The organism is Streptomyces lancefieldiae, from assembly GCF_031845825.1.
Taxonomy (GTDB): domain Bacteria; phylum Actinomycetota; class Actinomycetes; order Streptomycetales; family Streptomycetaceae; genus Streptomyces; species Streptomyces lancefieldiae.
This window is the reverse complement of sequence record NZ_JAVRFH010000017.1, coordinates 12,886-38,991: the sequence shown is the minus strand read 5'-3', so window position 1 is coordinate 38,991 and position 26,106 is coordinate 12,886. Positions and strand designations below refer to the sequence as shown.

Annotated in this window: 16 protein-coding genes and 2 pseudogenes; 2 read left to right on the top strand and 16 right to left on the bottom strand. The window is 67.2% G+C overall.

All coding sequences use genetic code 11. The features are described from left to right. Positions 1–172: 172 nt before the first annotated feature. The 11 genes and pseudogenes from RM812_RS18700 to RM812_RS18650 all read right to left on the bottom strand — a co-directional run. A complete protein-coding gene (locus RM812_RS18700) occupies positions 173–3,334 on the bottom strand; it encodes a non-ribosomal peptide synthetase (RefSeq protein ID WP_311573805.1) in 3,162 nt (1,053 codons plus the stop codon). Between the two features lie 77 nt (positions 3,335–3,411). Continuing rightward, complete coding sequence (locus RM812_RS18695; RefSeq protein ID WP_311573803.1) at positions 3,412–4,323, bottom strand: NAD(P)-dependent oxidoreductase; 912 nt, start codon at positions 4,321–4,323, stop codon at positions 3,412–3,414. Positions 4,324–4,325: 2 nt separating this feature from the next. Continuing rightward, complete coding sequence (locus RM812_RS18690; protein WP_311573802.1) at positions 4,326–6,155, bottom strand: non-ribosomal peptide synthetase; 1,830 nt, start codon at positions 6,153–6,155, stop codon at positions 4,326–4,328. Then, positions 6,152–7,357 carry a pyridoxal-phosphate-dependent aminotransferase family protein gene (locus RM812_RS18685; RefSeq protein WP_311573800.1) on the bottom strand — a complete coding sequence of 402 codons (1,206 nt, stop codon included), beginning with the start codon at positions 7,355–7,357 and terminating at the stop codon, positions 6,152–6,154. The genes RM812_RS18690 and RM812_RS18685 overlap by 4 nt, the downstream gene beginning before the upstream one ends. A gap of 66 nt (positions 7,358–7,423) precedes the next feature. Beyond that, the gene (locus RM812_RS18680; RefSeq protein ID WP_311573798.1) at positions 7,424–8,728 is read right to left on the bottom strand and encodes an MFS transporter; all 1,305 of its coding nucleotides are present in this window, start codon (positions 8,726–8,728) and stop codon (positions 7,424–7,426) included. A gap of 100 nt (positions 8,729–8,828) precedes the next feature. Then, positions 8,829–9,038 carry an MbtH family protein gene (locus RM812_RS18675; protein ID WP_311573797.1) on the bottom strand — a complete coding sequence of 70 codons (210 nt, stop codon included), beginning with the start codon at positions 9,036–9,038 and terminating at the stop codon, positions 8,829–8,831. Between the two features lie 87 nt (positions 9,039–9,125). Continuing rightward, a complete protein-coding gene (locus RM812_RS18670; RefSeq protein ID WP_311573795.1) occupies positions 9,126–10,466 on the bottom strand; it encodes a condensation domain-containing protein in 1,341 nt (446 codons plus the stop codon). Positions 10,467–10,607: 141 nt separating this feature from the next. Then, positions 10,608–13,787, bottom strand: coding sequence for a non-ribosomal peptide synthetase (locus RM812_RS18665; protein WP_311573794.1), 3,180 nt, complete (start codon positions 13,785–13,787; stop codon positions 10,608–10,610). 90 nt (positions 13,788–13,877) lie between these two features. After that, the gene (gene gntD, locus RM812_RS18660; protein WP_311573792.1) at positions 13,878–14,909 is read right to left on the bottom strand and encodes a guanitoxin biosynthesis L-enduracididine beta-hydroxylase GntD; all 1,032 of its coding nucleotides are present in this window, start codon (positions 14,907–14,909) and stop codon (positions 13,878–13,880) included. Positions 14,910–14,932: 23 nt separating this feature from the next. Then, on the bottom strand, positions 14,933–16,033 hold the full coding sequence (gene vioD / locus RM812_RS18655) for a capreomycidine synthase (protein ID WP_311573791.1): 1,101 nt from the start codon (positions 16,031–16,033) through the stop codon (positions 14,933–14,935). Between the two features lie 460 nt (positions 16,034–16,493). Then, positions 16,494–16,931 (bottom strand): annotated as a pseudogene (locus RM812_RS18650) (transposase); the annotation flags it as partial. Here RM812_RS18650 and RM812_RS43080 point away from each other — a divergent pair. Continuing rightward, positions 16,842–17,423, top strand: a complete 582-nt coding sequence (locus RM812_RS43080; RefSeq protein ID WP_394816477.1) for a condensation domain-containing protein — start codon at positions 16,842–16,844, stop codon at positions 17,421–17,423. The pseudogene RM812_RS18650 and the gene RM812_RS43080 sit on opposite strands and share 90 nt — an antisense overlap. Here the strand turns inward: RM812_RS43080 and RM812_RS18645 are convergent. Beyond that, positions 17,384–17,623 (bottom strand): annotated as a pseudogene (locus RM812_RS18645) (ISAzo13 family transposase); the annotation flags it as partial. The gene RM812_RS43080 and the pseudogene RM812_RS18645 overlap by 40 nt on opposite strands. Positions 17,624–17,833: 210 nt before the next feature. Between RM812_RS18645 and RM812_RS18640 the strand changes: the two are divergent. Next, positions 17,834–19,066: a cytochrome P450 gene (locus RM812_RS18640; protein WP_311573789.1), complete on the top strand. Its 1,233-nt coding sequence runs from the start codon at positions 17,834–17,836 to the stop codon at positions 19,064–19,066. A 576-nt stretch (positions 19,067–19,642) separates the two neighbouring features. On the opposite strand, the gene RM812_RS18635 is transcribed toward RM812_RS18640, so the two are convergent. From RM812_RS18635 to RM812_RS18620, 4 genes are all read right to left on the bottom strand, one after another. Next, a complete protein-coding gene (locus tag RM812_RS18635; RefSeq protein WP_311573787.1) occupies positions 19,643–23,032 on the bottom strand; it encodes a thioester reductase domain-containing protein in 3,390 nt (1,129 codons plus the stop codon). Further along, entirely contained in the window at positions 23,029–23,406 is a 378-nt protein-coding gene (locus RM812_RS18630) for a phosphopantetheine-binding protein (RefSeq protein WP_311573786.1), read from the bottom strand. Before RM812_RS18630 ends, RM812_RS18635 begins: the two co-directional genes overlap by 4 nt. A gap of 309 nt (positions 23,407–23,715) precedes the next feature. After that, on the bottom strand, positions 23,716–24,111 hold the full coding sequence (locus RM812_RS18625) for a thioesterase II family protein (RefSeq protein WP_311573784.1): 396 nt from the start codon (positions 24,109–24,111) through the stop codon (positions 23,716–23,718). 31 nt (positions 24,112–24,142) lie between these two features. Continuing rightward, entirely contained in the window at positions 24,143–26,035 is a 1,893-nt protein-coding gene (locus RM812_RS18620; protein ID WP_311573782.1) for a non-ribosomal peptide synthetase, read from the bottom strand. Positions 26,036–26,106: the final 71 nt, after the last annotated feature.

The window sequence follows — 26,106 nt, the reverse complement described above, 5'->3', positions numbered from 1 at the left end:
ACTCAGCCAGGTGCGGCGCGCGAGTTCACGTTCCGAGATGCCTTCGGCCTCACGGAACTCGATGAGGGCTCTCGCCAGCCGTGTCGAATCCTCTCCACTCATGACCGCAGTATGTCGCCGAGCTCGGGCCGGTATGGCCCTCTTGCTCGGTCCGTATGCGCCGATGGCGCAGTCAGCCGACTGGTTGGTCGGCCCCCGCCGCCACGATCAGTCGGGCGGCGTTGGTGACCGAGGAGTCCACGAAGAACTCGGCAATCGGGACTTGCACCGTGAACACACTCTTGAGGCGGGAAACGAGCCGCAGCGCGGCCAGAGAGTGGAAACCCAGCGCAAAGATGTCCGTCCGCAGGTCGATCGTCGGTACTTTGAGCACCTCACAGTAGACCTCCGCGACCTTGACTTCGAGCTCGCCGCCCTGCGCTTCCTCGGGGGCGACACGCTCGCGGCTCTGCAGCGCGAGCAAGGCTGCTTGGTCGACCTTGCCGTGCGAGGTGAGCGGGAACCGTTCAACTACTGAGATGTGAGCCGGAACCAGGTGTGGGGGAAGCTGGGTACGAACGTACGCCGCGACTGTTGCCTCGTCGGCGTACGCACCGATCAGGAACGCGATCAGCTCGAGCTCGGCCGCTGGATCGGCCTCGGTGCGCCGAGGCACGACCAGGCTGCGCTCCACGTCCGGATGGCCGTCGAGTACCGATTCGATCTCGGCGAGCTCGACCCGGTGGCCGCGCAGTTTGAGCTGACGGTCCACGCGGCCGAGGAATTCGAGGTCACCTTCGGTGGTCCATCGGCCTTGGTCGCCGGTGCGATACATACGTGCGCCCGGCTCGGCCGCGAAGGGGTCCGCCAAGAAGCGCTCGGCGGTCTGCTCGGGCCGGTTGAGCAAGCCGTCACAGACGCCGGGGCCGGCCAGGTAGATCTCCCCTGGCACGCCGCGTCCAACCGGTGCGAGCAAGGCGTCGAGCACGTAGACGGCGGCGTGCGGCATGGGGCGTCCGATCGGCAGCGCCTCGCGGTCGAAGTCAGCACCAGGCTGGTAGGTCGTGCTGGTCACCGCCGTTTCGGTGAGCCCATAGACATTGGTGAGCGGAATCCCGAAGGCCAACCAGCGCTGGTAGACCTCGATCGGCGCGCGTTCGCCGCCGACCAGCACGCGCCGCAAGGTTTGCGGAATGGGGACAACAGACGGGTCGATCAGGCGCACTACTTCGATCCAGTAAGCGGTGGGGAGCTCACATAGAGTGATCTCGCGCTCTCCGAGGAGGTGCAGCATTTCTTCCGGGCTGGTCCGGCCGAGCACGCCATCGAAGAAGACGACGCAGCCACCGGCCAGCCAGGTGGGGAAGAGCTCCTCGACATGTACGTCGAAGGTCATCGCGGCGAGCTGCAGCATCCTGTCTTCCGGGCCCAATCCGAATGTGTCCACCGCGGCACGGGTGAACGCAGTCAGGTTGACATGGGTGACGAGGGTGCCCTTGGGCACGCCCGTCGAGCCGGAGGTGAACGGGACGTACGCGACCTGACGGCCTGGCACAGCGATGTCCTCGAGATCTTCACCGGACTGGGCCTCGATCGAGGAAACAACCGCCGGATCGTCGAGGGCGAGCACGTGGTGGGCCCCGGCAAAGTCCTCGGCAAGGTCCACGACCGTGAGCACCAGGCGGGGCGCGGTCTCGGCGAGGACATGGGCCTTGCGGCTGCCGGGCGCGTCCGGAGCCACCGGGACGTAGGCCCCGCCCGCCTTCAGCACGGCGAGCACGGCGGACGGCCAGGAGGAGCCATGGGGCAAGGCGAGCGCCACCCGCTCGCCCGTGCGAAGACCCAGCTGACGCAGATGCCGCGCGAGCCGGTTGGCCTGGCTGTTGAGCTGTGCGTAACTGACTGGAGTACCGTCTTCACGCTCGATCGCCGGCACATCTGGGCTCTGTCGGACCCGTCGCTCGAACAGCGCGTGCAGGGTGGCCGGCTCGTCCCCCGGCACGGGCCGGCCGGTGAGCTCCCAATCGGGCGCGGCGTCGGTCGACGTGCGAAGCGCTCCCAGCGGGAACTCTGGGTGGGACACGGCCTCGCCGAGCAGCGCCAGGAAGCTCTCGGCCATTGCCTCGATGGTGCCCGGGTCGAACAGCGCACTGTCGTATTCAAACTGAAGGCTCAGCTCCCCCAGCGCGTCCACAGCGCCCAGACCGAGACGGAGCCGGGCCCCGCCATTGGACAACTCGTATAGCTCCGTCACCGCGCAGCCCGGCAGCGTGGCCTCGAACTCCGTGGACTGCTCGAAGGAGTACGCCGTCTGGAAGAGCGGGGTCTCATGCGAGGTGCGTTGGGAGTCGACCCGTTTGACAAGCTCGGTGAAAGGCACGTCTTGTGAGGAGAGCGCGTCGAAAGTACTCAGCTGGAGTTCGCGGACCAGGGAGGCGAAGGACACGTCCGCGTCCAGCCGCAGTCGCAACGGCATGGTGTTGGCGAACAGCCCGATGAGCGACTGGTACTCGGACCGGGTCCGGCCGGCCAGAGGCGTTCCGATCAGCAGGTCGTCCTGACGGGTGTAGCGGGCCAGCAGCACGCCCCAGACACCGCCGAGCATCGCGAAGGGCGTGACCCCGAGCCGCTTGGCGCATACGTAGGTATCGACCCGAAGCTGCTCCGGCACCACTGTCGTGAACTCATCCCCCCGGTAGTCCCGGGACGCTCCTGAACTGTGATCGACCGGCAGTGCAAGGGTCGTCGTCGCACCGGCCAGTTCCCGGGCCCACGCGTCGAGCGCGTCGCCGTACCCGCCGTCCTCGGTGAGGCGCCGCTGTTCGGCCGCGAAGTCGCGGTACTGCAGGGTGAGGTCAGGCAGGTCGGGCTCATCGCCCGCGTGCCATGCGGTGTAGAGCGCGGCGAACTCGGTCCAGAACAGACGCAGCGACCAGCCGTCCGCAACGATGTGGTGCATGTTGAGGAAGAACGCGTAGGCGTCCTCCTCAAGTCGTAGCGCAGCAGCCCGCAGCAGCGGGCCGTGCGCGAGGTCGAAGGGCTCGCGAGCGGCGGTCTCGACGAACACACGCCACTCGTCGGGCCGGGAGCGAAAGTCGAACACAGGCAGCTCGAAGGGATGCGGCGGATCTGTGACGAGGTACAGTTCACCGTTTTCCTCGCCCACCCGGGAGCGCAGCACCTCATGCCGACGCACGATCTCGGTCACGCAGCGCGCGGCGAGTTCCGTGTCCAACGCGCCACGCAGTCGGATCACCATCGGTATTCCGTAAACGCTGCGGCCCGGGGCGAGTTGTTCGGCAATCCAGATCTGCTCCTGCAGGAGGGAGATCCTCTCGGTCTGTCGGGTGCCCATGGGTGCTCCGGTCAGGTGCGTGGCCTTCGGAGTAGTGGTTGACTCGGTCATCGTGATCCGCTCTTCCTGACAGTCGGCTAGTAACCGAGTTCCTGGTCGACCAGGCCGATCGGCTCGAGGCCGTTCGCCAGTCGACGAATGTTGCGCCGGACCAGGTCGACGAAGGGTCCGAGTGCGTGGTCCAGATCGCCCGCGCAGTGCGCGGTGATCACACAGGTGGGAAGGGACCACAGCGGGTGCTCCGGAGGAAGCGGCTCGGGGTCGGTGACATCCAGGCCGGCGCCGGCGATCCACCCGGAGGTCAGCGCACGAACGAGGTCATCTGTGATGACGAGCCCGCCGCGCGCCACGTTCACCAGGCACGCGTCCCGACGCATGGACCTGAGTCTGACCGCGTCGATCAGCCCGGCCGTCTCCGCGGTCAGCGGCGCCGCGAGGAAGACCACACGGGCCTCGGGCAGCCATTCGTCGAGGCGATCGGGCGTGCCGACCTCGGCGCCCGCCATCGGGGCGCCGCTGCGGCACACCACCTTGGGGCGGACCCTGAACGGGCGCAGCAGTGCGAGCAATGCCCGGGCGACCCCGCCGCCGCCCACCACAAGGACCTCGGCGTTCGTCAGCCCGATGGCGGGGCGCGGCAGCCAGGCACCGGCCCTCACGGAGGCAGTGCCCTGACGCAGCACGGTCAGCGCGAGCATGAGGGCGTGTTCAGCCACCAGCTCGGACTGGACGCCCACGGCCCGGCTCCAGCGGATCCGCCGATCCATGAGCGGCAGGTAGCTTTCGACGCCGCTGCTCGCCAGCTGAACCCAGCGCACCGACGGCGCGCGCTCCAGTGCGGCCGCCAGCACCGAGGGCTGCTCGCCGGTCCAGATCAAGCCCTGAGCCCGGGCCGGCGGAGACAGTCGAACGCCTGAATCATGCAGCGCTGTCATGAGATCGGCGGGCGCCGGCTGCGGAAGCACTGCCACTGGCAGGTCGGGAGGCATGGTCACCAGCCACTGCCCGGCTTACCCACCGCCGTGGCGTCCGCCGTCGCGCCGGCCAGCGCTGCCACTCCGCGTACCGAATACGCGTCGAAGACCTCGCGCGGACCGAGGCTGATGCCCAAGTGTTTGCGGACCCAGCTGATCAGCCGCAACATGAACAGCGAATCCCCACCCAGGTCAAGCAGGTTGTCGAGCACACCGATCTCGTCGAGTCCCAGGAGCTCCGCCGCGGTGGCGCCGATGCGCCGCTCGATCTCACCTGCCGGCGGCACGAACTCGGTGGGCAGGTCGGGCCGACGCTTCGGCGGCTGCGGAAGCATCGCGTGGTCGATCTTCCGATGCGTCGTCAGCGGAAACTCGTCCAGCCGGATCAGCGCTGAGGGGATCAGATGGGTCGGCAGTTCGTCGGCGAGGAAGGAACGCAGCTCACCGACGCTCACCGTGTTTCGGTCAACAGTCACGTAGCCGATCAGACGCTGCTCACCCGACGCGTCCCGTCCAGTCGTGACCAGGGCTTGACGCACCGCTGGGTGCCGGCCGAGCGCAGCCTCGATCTCGCCTGGTTCGACGCGATAGCCACGCACCTTGACTTGCTGGTCGCTGCGACCGAGGAATTGCAGCCGACCGTCGGGAAGACGGCGTACCCGATCGCCGGTGCGGTACAACCTGGCCCCCGGAATCCCCGAGTAGCGGTCGGCGACGAACCGCTCGGCGGTGACGTCGGGTTTGCCCAGGTAACCGCGTGCCAGCGAGTCACCGCCAATGAGCAGCTCGCCCTCGGCATCCGCGGGAACGAGTTCGAGCCGCTCGTCGACGACGAACATGCGGGTTCCGGCGATGGCATCGCCCATGGACAACACCCCGTCCTTGGGTGCTTGTCCGGGCGGCACGCTCCAGTATGACGCGGTCGCAGTGGTCTCGGTCGGCCCGTAGACGTGCACCAGCCGAAGGCGGAAGCGGTTCCAATGCTGGACGGCTTCGGGCATGGCGCGGTCTCCTCCCATGACCACCAGGCGCAGCGACGGGGGCAGTGCCCCGGCGGTGTCCACGAGGTGGCGAACCAGCAGGTGCCAGTGCGCGGTCTGCATCTCCAGCAGCGTGACGTCTCGCGCGGTGAGGAAGTCGAGCAGGGCCTCCACCGGGGAGAGCGCGACCCGGTCGGCCGGGAACACGCTTGTCCCGCCCTCCACGAGTGGGGGGAACAGCTCCTCGAGTGAGGCGGAGAACGCGGCGGCGGCCAGCATCAGGTAGCGATCACGCGGCCCCATGCCGAACTCGGCACTCGCGGCGGCTGCGAGATTCGCCAGGCCGAGATGGGTGATCATGACGCCTTTGGGCGCTCCGGTGGAACCTGAGGTGTAGATCACGCAGGCCAGATCGTCCGGCGCGGCTGCGAGGGCACCCGGGCGGGGAGCCAAGCGCCCTCGGTCCGGCGCAAGCGTCGTGACGGGCAAGCTGGTCGGCCCCTCATGCGCTCCGTCCACGATGAGAATCTTGATACCGGAGTCCGCCGCGAGGAAGCTCTTGCGCTGGTCGGGGTAGTCCGGGTCGATGGGCACGTAGGCCGCTCTCGCACGCAGCACGCCGAGAATCGCGACAAGCAGGTCGACGGAGTGACGCATCATGATGCCGACGCGATCTCCGGGAAGCACTCCCGCCTCCGCCAGGCGCGCCGCCATGTTCTCGGCTTCGGCGGCGAGTTCGGCGTAGGTCAGCGCCCGCTGGGCATCCTCGGTGGCGGGGGCGTGCGGCGTCACCCTTGCGTGCTGCCCAAGCAGGTGCGGGATGAGCCTCGGCGCGTCGTTTCGCGCTGATCGAACGTCGGCGTTCACGCAGCAGACTCCTCTGGGTTGGGCGACGTCGACGCCAAGGGGCCTGCGGCGGCGTCGACCTGCTCTGCCATCAGCTTCACCACGGGCGTGACGCCACTGCCCGGCAGCACCGGGGCGCCGAGGGCTGCGAACCCGGTCTCGAGTGCGGCCAGCGCGGTGACCAGGTCGAGCGGGTCGACGTGGCCGCAGTGACCGATCCGCACCACTTGGTCGGCCAGTTCTCCGTTGCCGGTGGTCAGCTGGACTCCTGTGTGCTCGACCACCGCATCGACCAGAGATTGAGCGCCGACTCCGGGTGGTGTGAACGCGGCCGTCACGATGCCGTTGCGCGCCACTTCTGGGGTGAGCAGCCGGAGTCCGAGGCCGCGCAAGCCCGCTCTGGCCATCCGGCCGAGCTCCGCATGCCGCCGGTGGCGCCGCTCCATGCCTTCAGCGAGTACCTGTTCGAGCGCCGCGGACAACTGGAGCAGCACGCCGACCGCCGGCGTCCAGGGGGTACGCGGGATGGAGTGGTTCAGGCTGTCACGCGTGATCGTCCAGTCGAAGTAGTACCGCATGTGCCTGGCCTCGGCGTGCCGGCGCCAGGCGCGCTCACTGACCGAGACGAAAGAGACCCCTGGCGGCGCCATCAGCGCCTTCTGAGTCCCGCCGACCACGACGTCCAACCCCCACGCGTCGGCCTGCATTTCGCAGCCGCCGGCCCCGGAGGCCGAGTCCACTATCGTCAGCACGTTGCGAGTCGCTCGCCCGAAGGCCTCAAGGTCGGTGACGACGCCTGTGGAGGTCTCGCAGTGCACGACGATCGCCGCGACGATCTGCGAGTCGGCCTCCAGACAGGCTTCGACAACGGCAGGGTCCGGCTCGCAACCCGGCGCGACGTCGAGCACGACGGTCTCGAGGCCGTAAGCGCGGCACAGCTCCACCCAGCGCCTTCCAAAGGCACCGTTGTCCACCACGAGTACCTTTTCCCCTGGACTGAAGAGGTTTTGCACCCCGCTCTCGAACGCACCGGTGGTGCTTGACGTGAAGACCAGCACGTCCCCCGCGGTACCGAGCACATGCCTGAGCCCGTCGATGATGCGTGTGAATATGCGTGCGAAGTCCACGGTGCGCTCGTCGACCATGGGATGCGTCGCCGCCGCGATGACCGCGGGGGGCAGCGGGGTCGGACCGGGTATGGCCAATCTGTCCTTGTAGATCATCTTCCTGATTCCTTCGTGCCGCGGTGGTCCGGCTTCGTCAAAGGCTCGTCCGCAGTCGAGTACCGCTCAGCTGACCGTCGCCTCACTGCCGCTGTCCGGCACGTGCGGTTCGTTCTGCACCTGTAGCTCTGGTTGCTCAACCTTGGTCAGGGCAAGGGCGAACAGTGCCGTGCCCACCACCGCGACCACAGCACAGCCCACCAGCACCGGGCGCAGGCCGAACATGATGCCCAGAGGGCCGGCTACGGCGAAGCCGACCGGCTGGGCGATCTCCGAGGCCATCAGATCGAAGGCGGCCACCCGGCCGAGTACCGCGCTCGGTACGGCTCGCTGCATGAGGGTCTGGAAGAACACTCCTTGCAGGCCGATCGCGCAGCCGGAGAGTACTGCGGCACCCGCCACCACCACCGTCGGCACGCCAGAGCCGAGGGCCAACGCCTCGAAGACGATCAGCGGTGGCAGCCACGCTATGAAGACCACCGGTTGCTTCGGCTTGATCCGCCCGGAGGTGAACTCCGCGCAGAGCACACCGATGGTCATGCAGGTGCCGATGACACCCCAAGCTGCGGGACCGCCCAGATGGGTGTCGGCCACCAACGGGCCGAGGACCGCGAGGGGAGCCAGCAGGACCAGCGAGAACAACGTCCACTGCAAGGTGAGCAGCCATAGCCAGGGGCGCTTTCGAAACTCCCGCCAGCCTTGCTTCAGCTGCGTGAGCGTTCCGCCTTCGTGATCCGGTTCGACTTCTCCCCGGGCGGGGATCTTGGCGAATATGAGACAGAGAGTGATGAAAGCCATCAGCACGCTCTCCACCAGGAAAGCGGCTCCCGAACCGTACGCCGCCACGACCAGTCCTGCCGCCGCAGGGGCCACCGTCCAAGCCAGCGAGGAAAAAGCGCCGACCAGCGCATTGGCCTCGTCCAGGTCTTCTCTCGCAACGACGTCCGGCATGATCGCCATGCTGGCCGGACCGAACAGCGCGTCAGCGCCGCCATACACGACGGCCAGAGCGAAGAACCAGGCGAGGGTCGCAGTATCCGTGAGGAGCCCTATCGCCAAGGTCGCCGCCGCGGCCAGGCGTACGATCGACGAAACGATGAGCAAAGCGGCACGCGGAAAGCGGTCCGCCGCGACGCCGGCAAACAGCGACAAGGCGAGCGAAACCGCCGCCTGGACTCCGAGGACAAGGCCGAGGTCACTCGCAGAACCAGTGGTGTGGAGGATACCGAAGCTCTCCGCGACCGGCAGGAAGCCGTTGGCCATGCTGGAGCCCAGTCGGGCGGCCAATAGGCAGGTGAAGTTTCGGTCAGTCAGCAGCCTTCTGCGTTTGCTTCGGCGTCCTTTTTTGTCGGAGACCTCTACATCGCTCATTGCGTCTCTTTCCGCGCGTGCTGGTTTCAGGTCCCGACACGAGGGCTAGGTGATGGTTTCTTCGGGTCCGGTCGGGCGGCGGTCCATACCGAGGGGGCCCTCAAGAGGTTGTCGCCTCGACCAGGGACTTGGGCCGCATGTCCGTCCAGTTCCGTTTCACGTACTGCAGGCAGTCCTCTCGCCCGGCTTCGCCGTGCACTACGGTCCAGCCCTTGGGCACGGTGATGGCGGCGGGCCACAACGAGTGTTGTCCCTCAGCATTGACCAGCACCAGGTACACGCCGTCCTGGTCCTCGAACGGATTCGCCACTGCTTTCACTCCCCTAGGTAAGTTGTCATCATTCGTCAACGGCCGCTCAACTCGATATGCGTGCCGAATTCATGGGCAATAGGGAACTTATGCAACCCGCAGCACGTCGACCGTGCTGATCGGCGCATCCGGGTCCACGGCAAGAGCGGCCAGCATCCGCCGGTAACCGTCGGCCACGTGCTGTGCGGTCTCCGGTTCGAACATGTCGAGCTGGTATTCCAGGAACGCATCCATCCCGGCCGGCTCCTTGTCCGGGCCGAAGTTCTCCCGCAGGCTCAACGCCAAGTCGAACATGGAGCTGCCGGCGTCGATGTCCACGGGCACGTCGGTCAATCCGTCGAACTTGAGCCCGGCGTCGGTGTTGTCCTCCAGGGTCAACATCACCTGGAAAAGCGGGTGACGGGTCCGCGAGCGGGCAGGATTGAGTTCCCTGACCAGGCGATCGAAGGGGATGTCCTGGTTGTCGTAGGCATCAAGGGCAACGGCCTGGACCCGCTTGACCAGGTCTCGCAGACTCGGGTCGCCGGAGACGTCGACGCGGAATACCAGCATATTGACGAAGTACCCGACGAGATCGGTCAGCGCATCATCCATGCGGCCGGCCACAGGTGAGCCGATCGGAATGTCGGCGCCCGCACCGAGCTTGCTCAGCAGCGCCGCAAACCCGGCCTGCAATACCATGAACATGGTCGCACTTTCGGTGCGGGCGACCTCGGCCAGTGCCGTATGCAGATCGGCGTCGAGGGTGAACTCGATGGTGCCCCCGGCGAAGTCGGACATCGGTGGGCGCGGGTGATCCACCGGCAACCGCAGTTCCTGGGGAATGCCGTCGAGCACCGAACGCCAGTGCGCGAGCTGTCTCGACGCCAGGCTGTCCGGGTCCTCCTCGCGGCCCAGCAACCGCCTCTGCCAGAGTGCGTAGTCGGCGTACTGGACAGGCAGCGGCGGCATATTCGGCTCGGCACCACGGCGCCGCGCCGCGTAGGCACGGGCGAGGTCTCGGGTGAGCGGCCCGAGCGACCAGCCATCGCTGACGATGTGGTGCATCGATATGAGCAGCACGTGCTCCTGCGGCCCCAGTGCGAACAGCCATGCCCGAAGAGGCAGGTCGTGCACAAGGTCGAACGGGTGCTCCGAGGCCTCGTGCATCGCCTCGTACACGTCTTGCTCGGCAAGCTCCTCGTACTCCAGTCTCACCGCGTATTCCGAGATGTCCAGGACAACCTGGTGCGGCCCGCCCTCACCGTCCCGGATCACCGTGCGAAGCGATTCATGTCGCTGCACGACGTCCCGCAATGCCTCCTCAAGGGCTGTGCGGTCCAGCTGCCCCGTCAGCCGCGAAGCGAGCTGCATGGTGTATATCGAGTTGCCCGGATTCATCTGATGGATGAACCACAGTCCGAGCTGACCAAACGACAGAGGGATCATGACTGGTCCCACATAATGTTGGCGCTTCGGGAGGATCGGAGCGCGCGGTGCCGCCCGACAAGAGGCTGCTCGCCTCGGTCCGATCGGTCATGCAAACGGCTTGACACAATCATCAAGATCCCTACTGCTCTGTGCCGTGGGTCAGCGGACCATCGGGAGGAGTGCCGGCCGGGTGATGACGGCGACCTGACCAGAGTCGATCTGCGCCGCGAGCAACGCCGCGGTAGGCGCCTGGAACAGGGCCTTGATACCGATCTCTACACCCATGACACTGCGGATCCGGCTCAGCAGACGCACCGCGTGCAGAGACCGGCCGCCGAGTTCGAAGAAGCTCTCGTCCACGCCGACCGCAGAGAGGTCCAGCACCTCGCTGATCAGCTTGCACAGTTGCTGCTCGCGCGCGGTGCCCGGGCTGCGATCGGGGACAGATGTACGGTCGTCCGGAGCAGGCAGGTTACGCCGGTCCACCTTGCCGTTCGTGGTCAACGGCAGGTTCTGCAAGCGCACCACGGCAGACGGGACCATGTAACCGGGCAACTGTGACGCGGCGTGGGCGAGGATCTCCTCGTTGGGCGCCTGGGCCACTACGTAGGCGACGACTTGCCGCAGCCCCGGCCTGTCTTCGCGTACCACCACGGCGGTCTGTTCCACATCTGGGTGCGCTGCGATCACGTTCTCGATCTCGCCGAGCTCGATCCGGAAGCCGTTCATCTTGACCTGGTCGTCCCGGCGCCCGACGAACTCAAGATTCCCGTCGCTGCGCCAGCGGGCCCGATCTCCGGTGCGATACATCCGCCCCCCGGCCGGGCCGAAGGGACAGGCAACGAAGCTGGCCGCAGTGACGTCGGGTCGGCTGAGATATCCGCGGGCCAGCCCAGCGCCGCCAAGGTACAGCTCGCCCGCCACGCCCACCGGCAGCGGCTGCAGGCCCTCGTCCAGGACGAAGATCTGGGTGCCGGCGATCGGCCGGCCGATGGGTGGCGGTTCGTTCCCCTCGTTCCCCGTCAACGGGCCGATCAGCGTTGCGCACACCGTGGCCTCGGTAGGCCCGTAAGCGTTGAACACACTGCAACGGCCGGACCAGCGTGCGGCGAGGTCGGCGGTCAGGCTTTCCCCGGCAACCACGATGGTCAGGTCCGCGGGCAGATCCTCGTCGGGGGAGAGCGAGGCGAGTACCGAGGGCGGCAGGGTTACGTGCGTCACGGTCTCTCGGACAAGCACTGCTTCGAACGAACCCCCGACGAAATCGTGAAGGCCCGGGACGAACACCGCCGTAGCGCCGCTGAGCAGGGCCATACAGAGCTCCGAGACGGAGGCGTCGAAACTTGGACTGGCGAATTGCAGGACCCTGCTGTCGGACCGTACGCCGAATGCCTCGATCTGCGCGCCGGAGAGCCCAGCGAGGCCCTCGTGCGTGACCGTCACGCCCTTCGGTGTCCCGGTCGAACCGGAGGTGTAAATGACGTATGCCGGGTGCGCGAGGGTGAGTGGGTGCGACCGCTGTGCGTCGGAAAGGTTCGATGCGTCCGCGTCCGCGTCACGCCCGGTCTGCTGTTCGTCGAGGACCAGGATCGGCGTCGTCCAGGGCTGGGCCGTGGCGCCGGCGGCATCGGTCAGCAGCAGGGCGGGGCGCGCGTCGCCGACGATGTACTCGATTCGCTTGGCCGGATAGGCCGGGTCGAGCGGTAGGAACGCGGCACCCGCCTTGCTGATCGCGAGGATGGCCAGGACGAGGAGCGGGCCGCTGGGCAACGCGACCCCCACCAGCTTCTCGGGTCCCATTCCGCGGGCAACCAGGGCTCTGGCAAGCCGGTTGGCCCGCTCGTTGAGTTGTCGGTAGCTCCACCGCGCTTCGCCGCAGGAGACCGCGCATGCGTCGGGGCGCCGCGCGACCTGGGCCTCGAAGAGCGAGGGGAGGACGACAGGATCGTATGACGCGCCGTCTCCGCTCTGCTGCGTTGCCAGCAGAGCGTGCTCCTCCTTTGAGGCCAGTGGAATCTCGCACAGCGGTCGGTTCGGCGAGCGGACCGCGTTGGCGAGGAAGGTGGTGTAGTGCGTCGCGATGCGGCGGATCGTCTCCGGCGCGAACAGGTCGGTCGCGTACTCGATTTCCGCTTCGAGTCGGCCGTCCCGCTCAACGACCTCGATACTCAGGTCAAGTTTGCTGGCGGTGCGCGGTGGCGGTGCGGCGCCCTCGATGGTCAGTCCCGCGACGTGTATGGACTCCTCAAGCGCCTCGTCGTAGATGAACGCCGTCTGGAACAGCGGATTGCGGCTCGGGTCGCGTGGCGTACGAAGTCGCTCGATGACCTTCTCGATCGGCGCTTCCTGATTGGCGAGACCTTCGATGGAAGCCCGGCGTGTCTGGTCGACCAGGCCGTGGAAGGTCTGACCTCGCTCTGGGCGTACCCGGAGGGCCAGGACATTGACGAACATGCCGATCATTTCCTCGGTGCCCGGCTCGGTCCGGCCGGCCATGGCGGTGCCCACCAGCAGGTCCTCTTGGCCTGCGTAGCGGCCGAGAACGGCAGCCCAGCCAGCGAGCATGACCACGTAGGGGGTGACGCTCCAGCGGCGGGCCGCCTCCGCGAGTTCGACGCCCAGCGAAGCCGGCAATGTGAAGGAGTGGCTGGCGCCATGGAAGCTCATGCGTGAGGGACGCTGGTAATCGGTGGGCAGTTCAAGTGTGAAGGACGCGTCCCTGAGCTGAGTACACCAGTGCTCGACCTGACTGTCCAACAGGCCCTCGGCGAGCGAGCGCCGTTGCGCAACGGCGTACTGCCCGTAGGCGAAAGGCAGCACGGGGAGCTCGGGTGTGCGGCCCTCGGCCCCCGCGGCAAGAAGTTCGGCAAGCTCCTGGACCAACACGCCGGCCGAGACTCCGTCGAAGATCAGGTGATGTATGTCCACCAGCAGGCGGTGATCCGCGGGACCAAGGCGGTACAAGCCGAACCGCACGAGCGGCCCATGCAAGAGGTCGAACGGAGCTGCCGTCGCGGCGCTCACCCGCTCAGTCATCTCCTGCTCCGAGGCCACATCCTGTGGATCGAGTCGTACGGGGCGTGCGGGGACGACGACGAACCGGGGCGAGCCAGACGCGATGGAGACCACAGAGTGCAGCACTTCGTGCCGTTCAACGATATGGGTCAGAGCCACCTCGAGCAGCCCGGGGTCCAACTCGCCGCGCAGGGCGAACACAACCGGGGCCCCGTAGTGCGAGCCCGCATCGGCGAGCTGCTCGGAGACCCAGATCCGCTCCTGTGCCAGGGAAAGGGGGAAATCGCTGTCAACGCGGCGGTTCTGGCTGTCTTTCGGTTGCATCGCAGAGTCTTGGGTAGTCGACACTGACGTCTCCCAGTCGTTTCCAGGTAGGGTCCGTCCGGCCGCGAGGGGCCGAGGCTCTGTAGGTCGTCAATGGATCACTCGCGCGTCGTGGCTGATTCTGCGATCGCGCGACTTCCGCAGGTCGCGCGCCACGTTCAGCCTCTTGAGCCAGCGGTCCGTGCCGTCGAAGCGGGCAGTGAATGGCACCCTGCCGTGCACGATCTTGTAGTTGTCCAGGAAGAGCAGTTCACCCGGTTCGAGCACGTAGTCTCGTATGTTGCGATCGACCTCCGCGACGATGGCCTTCATTGCGCGGACGCTGTCCGGGACGGCGTATGCGTCCTCCATGAAGAATGGATCGATGCGTAGATAGGGTGCTTCGCGGTCGCCGAAGAGGATTGCGACTCGGTCGGGCTCGCTGTCCTTGGCCATGATCCATTCATAGCTGCGCGAGAGCAGCTCGCGTTCGCGCGTCGACATCTCCCGGTCCTCTTCGTCGTGGTGCGGCAGATGCGAGCGGTCGGGCCTGATCGGGTACCGCTCCTGACACAGCAGGTCCCTGATCTCACCAGTGAGCTCGAGGTCGTCGACCGAGGCGAAGGTCGTTGCCACCCGGTCGTGGTTGCGTAGACAGGCCAGGCCGAGGTAGTCGGCCCGCAGCGGGTGGAAGGCCTCCTCGGTGTGCCAGGTCAGCAGTTCTTCGCTGCCAGAGCCGAGCTGCTCATTTTCGTGACCCTTGATCGGAAAGATGTCGTGCATGATCCGGCCGTCCTGCTGTGTCGCCCAGGCGATGGGGTCGCCCAGCAGGGATGCGCAGAGCATGAAGTACACCTCCGCGGGAAGCGTGGACGCTCGGCCAACGTGGGAACGCCAGTGCTCGGGAGTGGGCCCGATGGCGACGTCGTCAATCCGGAAGCCGCGGATGGACAGCACGCCACCGGAAGCCTCCAGGCGGAACGCGTTCAACTCCGCCCGCAGCCGCTGCGGCAGCTCGTGTGCGTACACAGCGCACTGCCGGACGAACTCCGGGTCACTGATCGATTGGAACTTCGCCGTGAGCGAAGCGAGTACTTCGTTGACTGTCTTCAACTCAATGTCTGAGAGTTCAATGCTCTGCATGTTCGTCAGGGTTCCTTTCCGCCTCACGGTTGGGGACTCGCGGCGAACTCAGCGCCCAAAATGTCCAGACCTTTGCTCAGTTGACTGCGATCGCCGCCGAAACCGAGCCGGACGCGGCGCGGGTGGTCGAATGCCCGGCCGGGGACGAGCAGTATGTTGCTGGTCTCTCCCAGCCGACGGCACAGCTCGGTCGTGTCCCGCCACGGGCGTAGTTGCGGGAACGCCGTCACCCCGCCGAGGGGCAGCGGTAGGTCGACACGATCCTCGTGCCGCGCGGCCCAGTCGGCCAACAGGCGTCGGTTGGCCTTGGCGTTCTTCAGCCTGGGAGCGATGAAGACGTCTGCACGCTGCACGACGCGCAGCGCTATGTACTCGAGAAGCGGAGAGAGGCTGAGGGTGATGCGGTCGCGCAGGTTGGTCATCGCCCGCAGAAGCTCCGGGTCGGCCATGCACCATCCGAAACGCATGCCGGGTAGACCAAAAGCTTTTGAAAAGGTTCCGATCGACACAGTGCGCGGATAGGTCAGTCCGGGGTCCGGCAGCGGTGCGTCACCGTAGACCAGGTCCGTAAAAGCACCGTCCCACAGGAGATAGGCGCCAACATTGTCAGCAATCTCAAGCAGGCGACGGAAACCCGCAAGGTCGAGTGTCGCGCCGGTCGGGTTGTGCGGAAAGTTGACCACAATAACCTTTGTGCGCGCAGTGACGAGCCTCGCAAGTTCTTCCACGTCAGGCCGGAATTTATCCTCCTCGCGCAGCCGCCAGCGCAGAACTTCACACCCCATGGACTCTGCGACGGATACGTGCGAGTGGTAGGCCGGGTGCAGGGCGACGACTTGGTCACCTGGCTCGAGGAGGGTCTGGAGCGCGACGTAGATGGCCTCGCTGCCACCGTGCGTGAGCATCACCCTGCGCGCGTCACCGTCTCCCCAGCGCGAGGCGATGGCCTCGCGCAGGTCGTCCCGGCCCAGGCACGGACTGTCCCGGAAAACGATCTCGTCCAAATCACCAGGCTCGATGCCGGCGAGTTGTCGCACCTGGCCGAGCGAGTAGTCAAGAACCCCACTCGACCCGATGTCTATCGCAGCGTCATGATAGTGGTCGCGCATCCAGTCTTCGAGCAATGCCCCATCAAAATTCATTGTTCTCCAGAACCTTGTCCGCGCGACCCGAGAACCGCGACCCCATACAGAGATCACAAGAGGTAAGTAGATTCAGTTCGGCAGAGATGCTGATCTCGCGTTTCTGGTCCAACGACTGTGATTCCTCAAACTCCCAGATCGAGGGTGTGAGGTCTTCTGTGGAGCAATGTATGTCCTCTCCGACACGGGCAGTTGACAGATATTGCCCGCTGCGGGATCTGCGTTGCTGCCCATGCGTCGATGAGTCGGGTGCCCCATCTGCCGATAGCCGACATCGAGGAGGAAGAGGGCTTCCGTAGCGTGGTGAGCAACACGCTCCAGACACCACCGATCTTCAAGTGGTGTTGCAGGTCAGGGCGGTTGAGTGTGAGGCATGTCCGGCGAGGCACCCCTCGACGATGTCGGGCCAGTACTGGATCGGTCTCGGCTTGCTTTTCACCGCAGGGCTGTCGGCCCGTTCCCAGGTGCCGTGGTGCGGCTTGAGCGCTACGACGTAGGGCGGGCCGGCCTCGCGTAGCGCGAGGTACTGGTCGTCACTGACCGGGTAGGCGCAGTCGGCGGCCACGGCCCGGCAGGCGAAGCCCGCCTCTTCGGCCCGGGCCACGCGGGTGGCGGACGGTTGCGGCTTGGTGCGGAAGGCCGGGACAGACCGGTCGCGGGTCAAGTGGTGGGCGGGCGTGTACGGCTGTGCGTGCAGCGGGTAGTACACGCGGCCGTCGGTCCACACCGTGGTCACCGTGACGATGCCGTTGTCCGTCTTGCCCAGTCGGCCCGGCCACTGCCGGCCCACATGCGCGGTGGCCGTGCCGTCCTTGCGGTCCCCACAGTCGTCGATCACGATGACCCCGCCGTCGTGCGGTACCGTCGCCGGCTGCTCGCGATGGTGCTGGGGTACCGGGAGCCGGCCGGAACAGAGCTGCGGAAGGCGTTGTACGAGGCGTCCGCGCGCTCGTTCGCCCTGACCGGCGAACTGCCCTTCCGGGCCTGGCTATTCGCGCTCGGGCCGCGATACCACGTACTCCTCCTCTCGATGCACAACATGGTCAGCGACGGCTGGTCGCGCCAGCTGCTCGCCCGCTACCCCTCCCGCGCCTACGCGGCGCGACGGCGCGGTGTCACACCGGATACGCCGAGGCTTCCCGTGAGTTACGCGGACTACGTCGGCATGCCCGAGAAGCTGCGGCTGCCGGTGGGCCGGCCGCATCGGCCGGTGTCCGACGGGGTCTGCGGCACGATCACGTTCGGCGTGGACGAAGGGGTTGCACACGGCGCTGACCGAGGTGGCCCGGGCCGAGGGCGCGACGCTGTTCAAGGTCCACAGCCTTCTTCCGGCCCCCAGCCAGGACGACGCAGCCGCCCCAACAGAGCATGACCCAACTCCAGTTCAGCCGCTCCGCGCGAGACCGTGCCCTCTCGAACCCCGGCCGCGGCAGCGACGAGCCTGATCCCACCATGCCCCAGCGACAGCGCTTCCGCCCCTATGGCCAGCCGACGCTGACGCTCGTCCAGATGCGGCGACAACACCTGGACCTGCGTAGCCAGGACGGCCTCGATCCCCTCCGGTCTCCCCATAGCAGAACAAAGTGTCTCGCAGCCGGAGGCCACGACCTGTTTCCCGGCAAGCCCTTGACGACCAAACCCCACCGAAAAATCGAGGCTAAAGCCGAAGACCCAGAATCGACTGTTGTCGATCGTTGCCCAATACTCGATCAATATTGCTGCGTCATCTGCCGTCGTCGATTCGGCTGTTAAGGTCACGGAGCGCGATTCCGAGCAAACTCCGTGACAGCGAAGGTGATTTCCTTGGTGGACATGCGAGCAGGGTTCGACTATGACAGCCATGACCCGGCGATAGCGGTGGATCCGTTTCCGACCTATGCGAAACTTCGCGAATCCTGCCCGGTGCAGTGGAGCCGCGCCTGGGACGGCTATTGGGTCGCGACCGGCCACCGTGAGGTCTCCTCGGCGGCCCGCGATGCCCGGACCTTCCAAACCGCGCAGGACAGGGCGGACGGCACGGTGCAGGGTGTGACCATTCCCTCACTCGGGCAGAGCAACCGGATGATACCGCTGGAACTCGACTCGCCGGAGTGCCTGAAGTACCGCAAGCTGATCTCCGTGTTCTATTCCCCGAAGCGGGTCGCCGCGCGCGCCGGCGAGGTCCGGCAGTTGGCGGCGGCTTGTATCGACGAGGTGATCGAGCGCGGCGAGTGTGACATCGTTCTGGCGATGACCGAGAAGCTGCCCAGCATTCTGACCATGCGGGACATCGGACTGCCGGAGGAGCGGTGGTTCGACATCGACTCCCTGCTCTACCGGGCGCTTTTCGCCGCTCCGCACGATCCGTCGACAGCCCGCGAATGCGCGCAACTGATCTGCCTGGAGCTGGTGGAAGCACTCGACGCGCAACGGGACGGCGACAAGCGGGGGCTGCTCGGGCACCTGGCGACCCGTGAGGTCGACGGAGCACCGGTACCGGACGATGACATCATCTCGATGATGTATTTGCTGCTGCTCGGCATCCATCCGACGTCAAGCCTGACCGCGATCGCGCTCCGTACCCTCGCCCATCAGCCCGAGCTGCGGTCCCGGCTGATGTCCGACCGCTCGATGATCCGCACCGCCGTGGACGAGTTCCTGCGGTGGGTCTCGCCCGTTCAAAGCACGGGCCGGATTGCTACCGAGGACGTCGAACTCGGCGGGCAGCGCATCACCCGGGGCGAGCAGGTGCTGCTCGGGTGGGCCGCGGCGAACCGCGACGATTCCGTCTTCCCGGACTCGGACCGGATCGACCTGAACCGCGACGCTGGCCGCCACCTCGCTTTCGGCGCCGGCCAGCACTATTGCGTGGGCGCGGCCATGGTGCGAGAGATGTTCACGGCGATGCTGGAGGAGGTGTTCGACCGGATACCGGACTACACCGTCGCCGATGACGCGGCGATCGAATGGTTTCCGGATCTGACCCCCGTATACGGGATCAAGGCTCTGCCGATACGGTTCGCGCCCGGCCGCTAAGCCGGGCGTCGGTCAAGACCGAGGAGTCGGCCAGGAAGTCGACGATCGGAATCTCCGTGACGAAGGCACTGTTCAGCCCTTCAGGATCTGCAGCAGCCGGGCGCCACCCCGGCCGACGAGCAGCACCCCGGCCATCTCCACCAGGTGCTGCAGCAACTGACTGCGGCGCTGTTGACTTGCTGTAGGGCTGCAAGTCGACCTTGACAGTGGAGGTCAGCTCCGACTGAGCGTTCAGGGCGCCCATTCGAGCAGGCGCTTCGCGCGGTAGGGGAGGTGTCCAGCTTGGCGAGGACGCCGATGGTGGCGACGTTCGGCAGGATCAACTGGTAGAGCCGCGCTATCTCCTCGGACAGGCCCGGGCTCTCCAGCCGCGCCTCGGTCACCAGTTGCACTCCGGTCCAGGCGCCCACGACCAGCCGTGCGATCTCCGCGGGGACCGCGTGCGGCAGCAACTCGCCGCGCTCCTCGGCCTCCACGAGCAGGTCCTCGAACAGGCAATCCAGTCCGGCCGGCGCGTGCCGCACATGCTGCGTGCCTTGGGGTAGACGGACAGCTCCGGCCGTCCCGGGCGGCACGTCAGTGGTTGACGTGGCCGCCGTCCATGGGGCGCCCCGCTGTCATCAGGCTCTTCAGGTCCCGGGCGTACTTGGTGACGAGGTCGCGCGTGACGCTCGGGATGTCCCCGTGCCCGGCGATCGCGCCGGCCAGGACGGCGGCGCGGAACCGGTCGGAGGGGATGACGGATCCGGGTACCGGGTCCTCCGGCTCCTTGAAGCCGTGCCGGATGGGAAGTGCCGCGTACTGCCGCTGTGCCTCGGGCAGGGCGCGCATCGCCGCCTCGAACCGCAGGTACCACTCGGCGTAGTCGTCCACCCGCTCGATGGCGTGGCCGTCCTGCGCGAGCCAGTCGACGATGGCGTCGAGGGAGACGCCGTCGTCGTTGGGGTTCACGAGGCTGAACGTCCGGTATCCGGACGGGGCTTCAGAGGTGCCGCGGCCCCCCAGCGCCACCACGGCGGCGGCGGTGAAGTCGACCGGCAGGCCGTCGTAGTGGGCGCGTTCGCCGTCCGCACGGTAGAAGCTGCGCGGCGCGACCCCGGTGGCGAGCACGCTGAACAGGAGGCGGCTGAACACATCGGTGACGTTGAGCTGTCCGCCGTACCGGCTGTGCGCGAGGATCATGCTGGACCGGATGGTCGTGACCGGCAGTCCGCACAGGTCGTGCGCCTCCCGCAGCAGCACTTCGCCGGCCCATTTACTGGTCGCGTATCCGTTGGCGTAGCCACCGTCGACGTTCAGGGCCGGTATGGCGACGCGGACGTCGGTGTCCTCGTCGAGGGCCGGCCGGCAGGAGTCGGCGACCCCGACGCTGGAGATGTAGGTGATCGGCTTCGCCCGGCGGGTGAGGGCCAGCCGGATGAGTTCGGCGGTGCCGACGACGTTGGCGTCGAAGAGGTGCGGGTACGGCAGGAGGTGGTTCACCAGCGCACCGGCGTGGACGATCAGGTCGACCTCGTCGGCCAGCCGATCCCAGGCCGCCTCGTCCAGGCCGAGCCGCGGTTCCGCCATGTCACCCGCCACGACCTCGAGATGGACCGCGGCCAGTTCCTCGTACGTCCGCACCAGCTCCGGGTCGCCGCTGTCGAAGGCCGCGTCCAGCCGCTGCCGGGCCGCGGTGGCGTCCTTGCCGCGCACCAGGGCGATCAGCCGGCCGTCGGCCGGCGCCAGGTTGCGCAGCCATTCCAGGGCGAGGAAGCGGCCGAGGTAGCCGTTCGCGCCGGTCAGCAGCACGGTGCGCGGCTCCCGCTCGGCGCGGGGCAGCGCGGGGGCGTCGGCGAGGATGTGTGCGTCGAGGAACTTGTCAAGGGTGAGGTCCTTCGCGTGGACCTCGGTCACGCCCTCGCCGTGCACCGAGGCGAAGGTGGGCCGCCACACGGCCGTACCTCGGCGAGCAGGGCGCCCGGCGCCCGCGCCCCCTTCCTTGATCTCCACGATGCGGACCGTCATCTCCTTGAGCGTGACCGGTTCCAGGAACAGCTCGATCGGTACGTCGATCTCCAGCTCGTCGCGGAGCCGTCCGGCCAGATGCACGGACGTCAGCGAGTCGCCGCCCGCCTCGAGGTACGTCTTCTCCAGACCGGCGGGCCCGTCGAGATCCAGCGCCTCGATCACCAACTCGGCGACCCTGGCCTCCAGTTCCCTCCCCAGTGCGGGCGCCGCACTCTCGGCCGGCGCCTGAGCAGCCGGGCCGCGCAGCGTCAGGGCGCCGTAGCTCTCGCCCGCGAACGGGTACGACGGGAGCCGTACCCGGCGCACCTCGACGTCGAGCGTCGGCCAGGTCACCTCCTCGCCGCGCAGCCACGCCTCCCCCGACGGATCCCGCACCGGATCCGGGTGGCCCTCGGCCAGTGCCATGAGCTTGTCCGACGCCTCCTGCACGTCGGCGGCGACCACGTAGGCACGCACGGGCATCCCGACCCGGCCGGTGCGCAGGGTGTGCGCGACATCGGTGAGGGCGGGGGCGTCGGCCTCGCGCAGACGTGCCGCCAAACGTGATGCTGCGAGAGCGAGTTGATGCCTCGTGCGGGCCGACAGCGGCAGGACCGCCGGGCGGGCGTCGGCCTTCGCGCGCGGCTCGCGTGCCGGTGCCTCCTCCACCACCACGTGCACGTTCGTGCCGCCCATGCCGACCGACGTCACGCCGGCCAGCCGGGGCAGGTCCGGCCTGCACGGCCAGTGACGGGTCTCGGTCACCAGCCGCAGCGGCGAGTCCCGCAGGGCGGCCATCGGGCTCGTGACGTTCACCGTCGGGGCCAGGGTGGCGTGCTCCAGCATCAGGACCGTCTTGATCAGCGCCGCCACACCGGCCGCCGCGTCGGCGTGCCCGATGTTCGACTTCACCGAACCGAGCGCGATGCCGACGCCGCCTTCGAGGCCGGCTCGGGCGGTGAACGCCGCGCTCGCCGCCGCCAGTTCGATCCGGTCGCCCAGCTCGGTCCCGGTCCCGTGCGCCTCCACGTACTGCGCCGCCGACGGCTCCAGCCCCGCCGCCGTCCACGCCTCGGTGATCGCGGCCGTCTGCCGGTCCACGCCCGGAGCGGTGAAGCCGACCTTGCCGGCCCCGTCGTTGGTGACGGCCGTGCCCCGTATCACCGCGCGCACCGGGTCGCCGTCGGCGAGTGCGTCCTCCAGCCGCCGCAGCACCAGCACGCCCACCCCGCTGCCCGGCACCGTGCCGGCCGCCTTCTCGTCGAAGGGGCGGCAGCGGCCGTCGGGGGAGGAGGTCCCACCCTGGTAGTAGACGTAGCCCTCCTTGCGCGGGGCGCCGATGGCGACGCCGCCCGCGAGTGCGGTGTCGCACTCGCCGAGCAGCAGGGCCTGGACGGCAACATGGACCGCCGTCAGCGAGGACGAACAGGCCGTCTGGACCATCATGCTCGGCCCGTCCAGGCCCAGCCGGTAGGAGATCCAGGGCGCCAGGAACTCGCGGTCGGTGAGGATACGCATCTGGAGCGCGCCGATCGACGCGGCGAGCGCCGGGTCCGTCTCGGCGGCCAGCGCGTGCTCCGTCGAACTGCCGCTCATGTAGACGCCGGTGCGGAACGGTGCGTTCAGCGGGGCGTACCCGGCGTCCTCCAGCGCCGACCAGGCGGTCTCCAGGAGCACCCGGTGCTGCGGGTCGAGGGCGGCGGCCTCGGTGCGGTTGAAGCCGAAGAGCTCGGCCTCGAAGCGGTCCGCGTCAGCGAGATGCCCCTGCACCGGGACGAACGCGGGATTGCGCAGCTCGGCCGGGTCAGCCCCGTCGGCGAGCAGTTCCTCCTCGGTGAACTCGGACAGCGAGCAGACGCCGTCGCGAAGGTTGGCCCAGTAGGCGTCGAGGTCGGGGGCGCCGGGGAAACGTCCGCTCATCCCCACGACGGCCACCGCTTGCTCAAGGTCGTGCTGTGTGGCTTCCTCGGTCGTCATCGCGTCGTGCCCTTCCTGGAACGGAGCTTGTGCAGGGCGGCCCGGCGGTCGCTGCCGCGCCGGGCCGCCTCCTGCTCGGCCGTCTGGTCGAGATGGGCAGCCACGGCGGCCACCGTCGGGTGCCGGAACAGGTCGGTCAGGGTGATGAAGTCCTGGTACTCCGGGTGTTTCTGGAGCGCCGCGTGGACGGCCGGCAGCCGTATCGAATTGCCGCCCAAGTCGAAGAAGTTGTCGTGGAAGCCGACCCGGTCCGGGGTCAGCACCTGCTGCCACACCCGGGCCACGCGCCGCTCGGCCGCGCTGTCCGGGGCCGTGTACGACCGGCTCAGCTCGGGGCGCGAGGAGGGGGGATCGGGCAGCGCAGTATCGTCCACCTTCCCATTCGTCGTCATGGGCATGCAGTCGAGGACAACGATGGGCGACGGTATCAAGTGCGCGGGCACGGGATCGGAAAGCGCCGATCGAACGTCTTCCTGCGTCACATCAGCCCCCGGTTCCCTTGCCTCGCACCCCACTACGGATTTTCCCATGTCAGGGTTACATCCCTATTAGCCTGCATGAGAGAGAGTCCTTCCGGCTGGTTATCTTGACGTTGAGGGATTTCCGGATCAGAGCGTATGGAGGTTCTGAATGAAGGTAGAAATGATCTCCCCTCACCAGGTGCTCAAAGAACGCCCCCGTGGTTAGCTCGTGCCAGGGTCGGCGATCCGCATGCTCGTCTTCGTCGCCGACGATTGTGGAACGGGGCAGTGCAACTGCGGCTCCATGCTGAAGCCATAGGTGTCCAACATCAGGGCATCGCTGCGGACGTAGGGAAGAACCAGATCTCTGAAAGTCCGGTCGGCGGCCAACTCCGGGCCCGTGCCTCCCAACCCGACCAGGGTGTCCATTAACAGTCCTCGGCGTCGTTCTCGGCCTCGGCGGGCGGCGGGCGGCGGGTAGCTGGCTGCGTTGCGGGTGCCCGAAGCGAATAGATGCGCCACTCGGGTGCCGCCCGCCTGGAAGACTCGGGCAGTCTCCAGGGCTACCAAGGCGCCCATACTGTGCCCGAATAATGTGATGGGGCGCTCATCCGACACACGGAGGCCGATCCGCAGGTCAACTCCACCGTCACCGCCGCTCCCCTCCCTCTAAACGCTGGCGCCGTGCTCGCAGCGCGCGAGCGCGCCTGGCCGATGCCGCTCGCCCGACCACAGCCGAACCAACGTCCGAGGGCACGCCGTCACGGATCAGCGTTGCCTGCGCCGCCACCGTGGTATGCGAGAACAGGGCAACAACCGAGAGCCGAACTCCCGTACGTCGCTCAAGGGCGTTCTGAAGCTCAAAGAGCTTGACCGAGTGGCCGCCCAGATCGAAGAAATTCACCTCGATCGGAACGTTTTCCCGCTTCAGCACCTCGGCCCACGCCGCCGACACCCGTCCCGTCGTGTCGTCCGTGGGGGCGGCGGCTACATCCTCTGTCTGGGAGTCCGGATAGGTTTCTGCCAGCACACTAAGACGTTTTCGGTCGATTTTGCCGTTGACAGTCACAGGAAACCGATCGAGCACATGAATCCAGTTCGGAACCATGGCTTGCGGCAGCCTGCGGGCCACATGCTCGCGGATTGGTTCTGGAGAAATGTCAGGAGGCGACAGGACGAACCCGACAAGCTGGGTCCGCTCCACGTTCGTCACCACGACGGCCTCGCTGACCCCTGGTGCAGTACGCAGATGAGCCTCGACTGCGCCGAGCTCGATCCGGTGGCCACGGATCTTAACTTGTTGATCGCGGCGGCCGAGGAATTCCAACTCACCATCGTCGTTCCACAGGGCGAGGTCCCCCGTGCGGTACATCTTGGCACCCTCGACGTCGGTGAAAGGGTCGCCGATGAAAGCCTGGGCAGTCGCTTCAGGGCGGCCGAAGTATCCTCGAGCTACCCCTGCGCCGGCGATGAACAACTCGCCGCTTACACCGCGTGGGACCGGCTCCAGCTCCTCATTCAGCACGTATAGGCGGACACCAGGCACCGGCCCGCCGATGGATATCGGTCCAGGGGCCTCATAACGGCGGAAGCTAGCCCATACAGTGGCCTCGGTCGGGCCGTACTCGTTGACCAGGGCGACTGTGCGGCCGAGCAAGGCGAAATGGCGTTCCACCAATGCCTCAGCTAGCGACTCGCCGGCCACGATCACCGTATCCAGCGCATCCAGCCGCCGGCCCTGCCGTGTCGCCGCGTCTAGCAGTGCGCTGTAGAGGAGCGGTACACACAGCAGCCGGGTCACCTGCCAGCGTTCCACCAGGCGGGCCAGCCGCTCAGGATCGCGGATTTCATCAGATGCAGCTACGACTAAGCATCCCCCCGCGGTCAAGGTCCCCCACACCCCGGCAACCGAGGAATCGAAGGCCAAGGGGGACACAAGCAAGAAGACTGGAGCGCCGGGATACACCGCGCGGCGTGCCCAAGTGGAAGCGGACAGCTGACTGTGCTCGACCAGGACGCCTTTGGGCTCGCCAGTGCTGCCCGAGGTGTAGATGATGTAGGCGGCGTCATCGGGTGTCACCGTGACTGCCGCCGCCGTGGTCCCTTCTCCTTCTCGGGCGTCCTCCGCTCGAATGGCCGGGCATGTGAGCGTGGGCAGTCGGTCAGACGTGCCGTCTGCGACGATCACGGCAGACACGCCCGCGTCAGCGAACACATCAGCGATCCGCTGATCAGGGTGGGCCGGGTCTGCCGGGACGTACGCGGCACCGGCGTACAGGATTCCGAGCACGGCGGCAATCATCGCGTTCGAAGGTTCAACGAGCACACCGATTCGCTCGCCTCTGCCCGCACCTGCCGCACGGACAGACGCTGCGATGCGTCTGGCCCAAGCGTCGAGCTCGCCGTAGCTCAGCTCGGTGCCCCTGCTCCGAACGGCGACCCTCAGCGGATCACTGCCGGCTATCCGGGCCACGACTGCATGGACTGGGCTGAGCTCCTCGTGTGGAGCGTTCGACACAAAGTTCTGTTCTGGCAAGGTCATCAGGATTCCCACACTAATTCTCGGCTGGTGCTGCTCGGATCATGGCGTGCCAACAGGCATCGGTGTGTCCA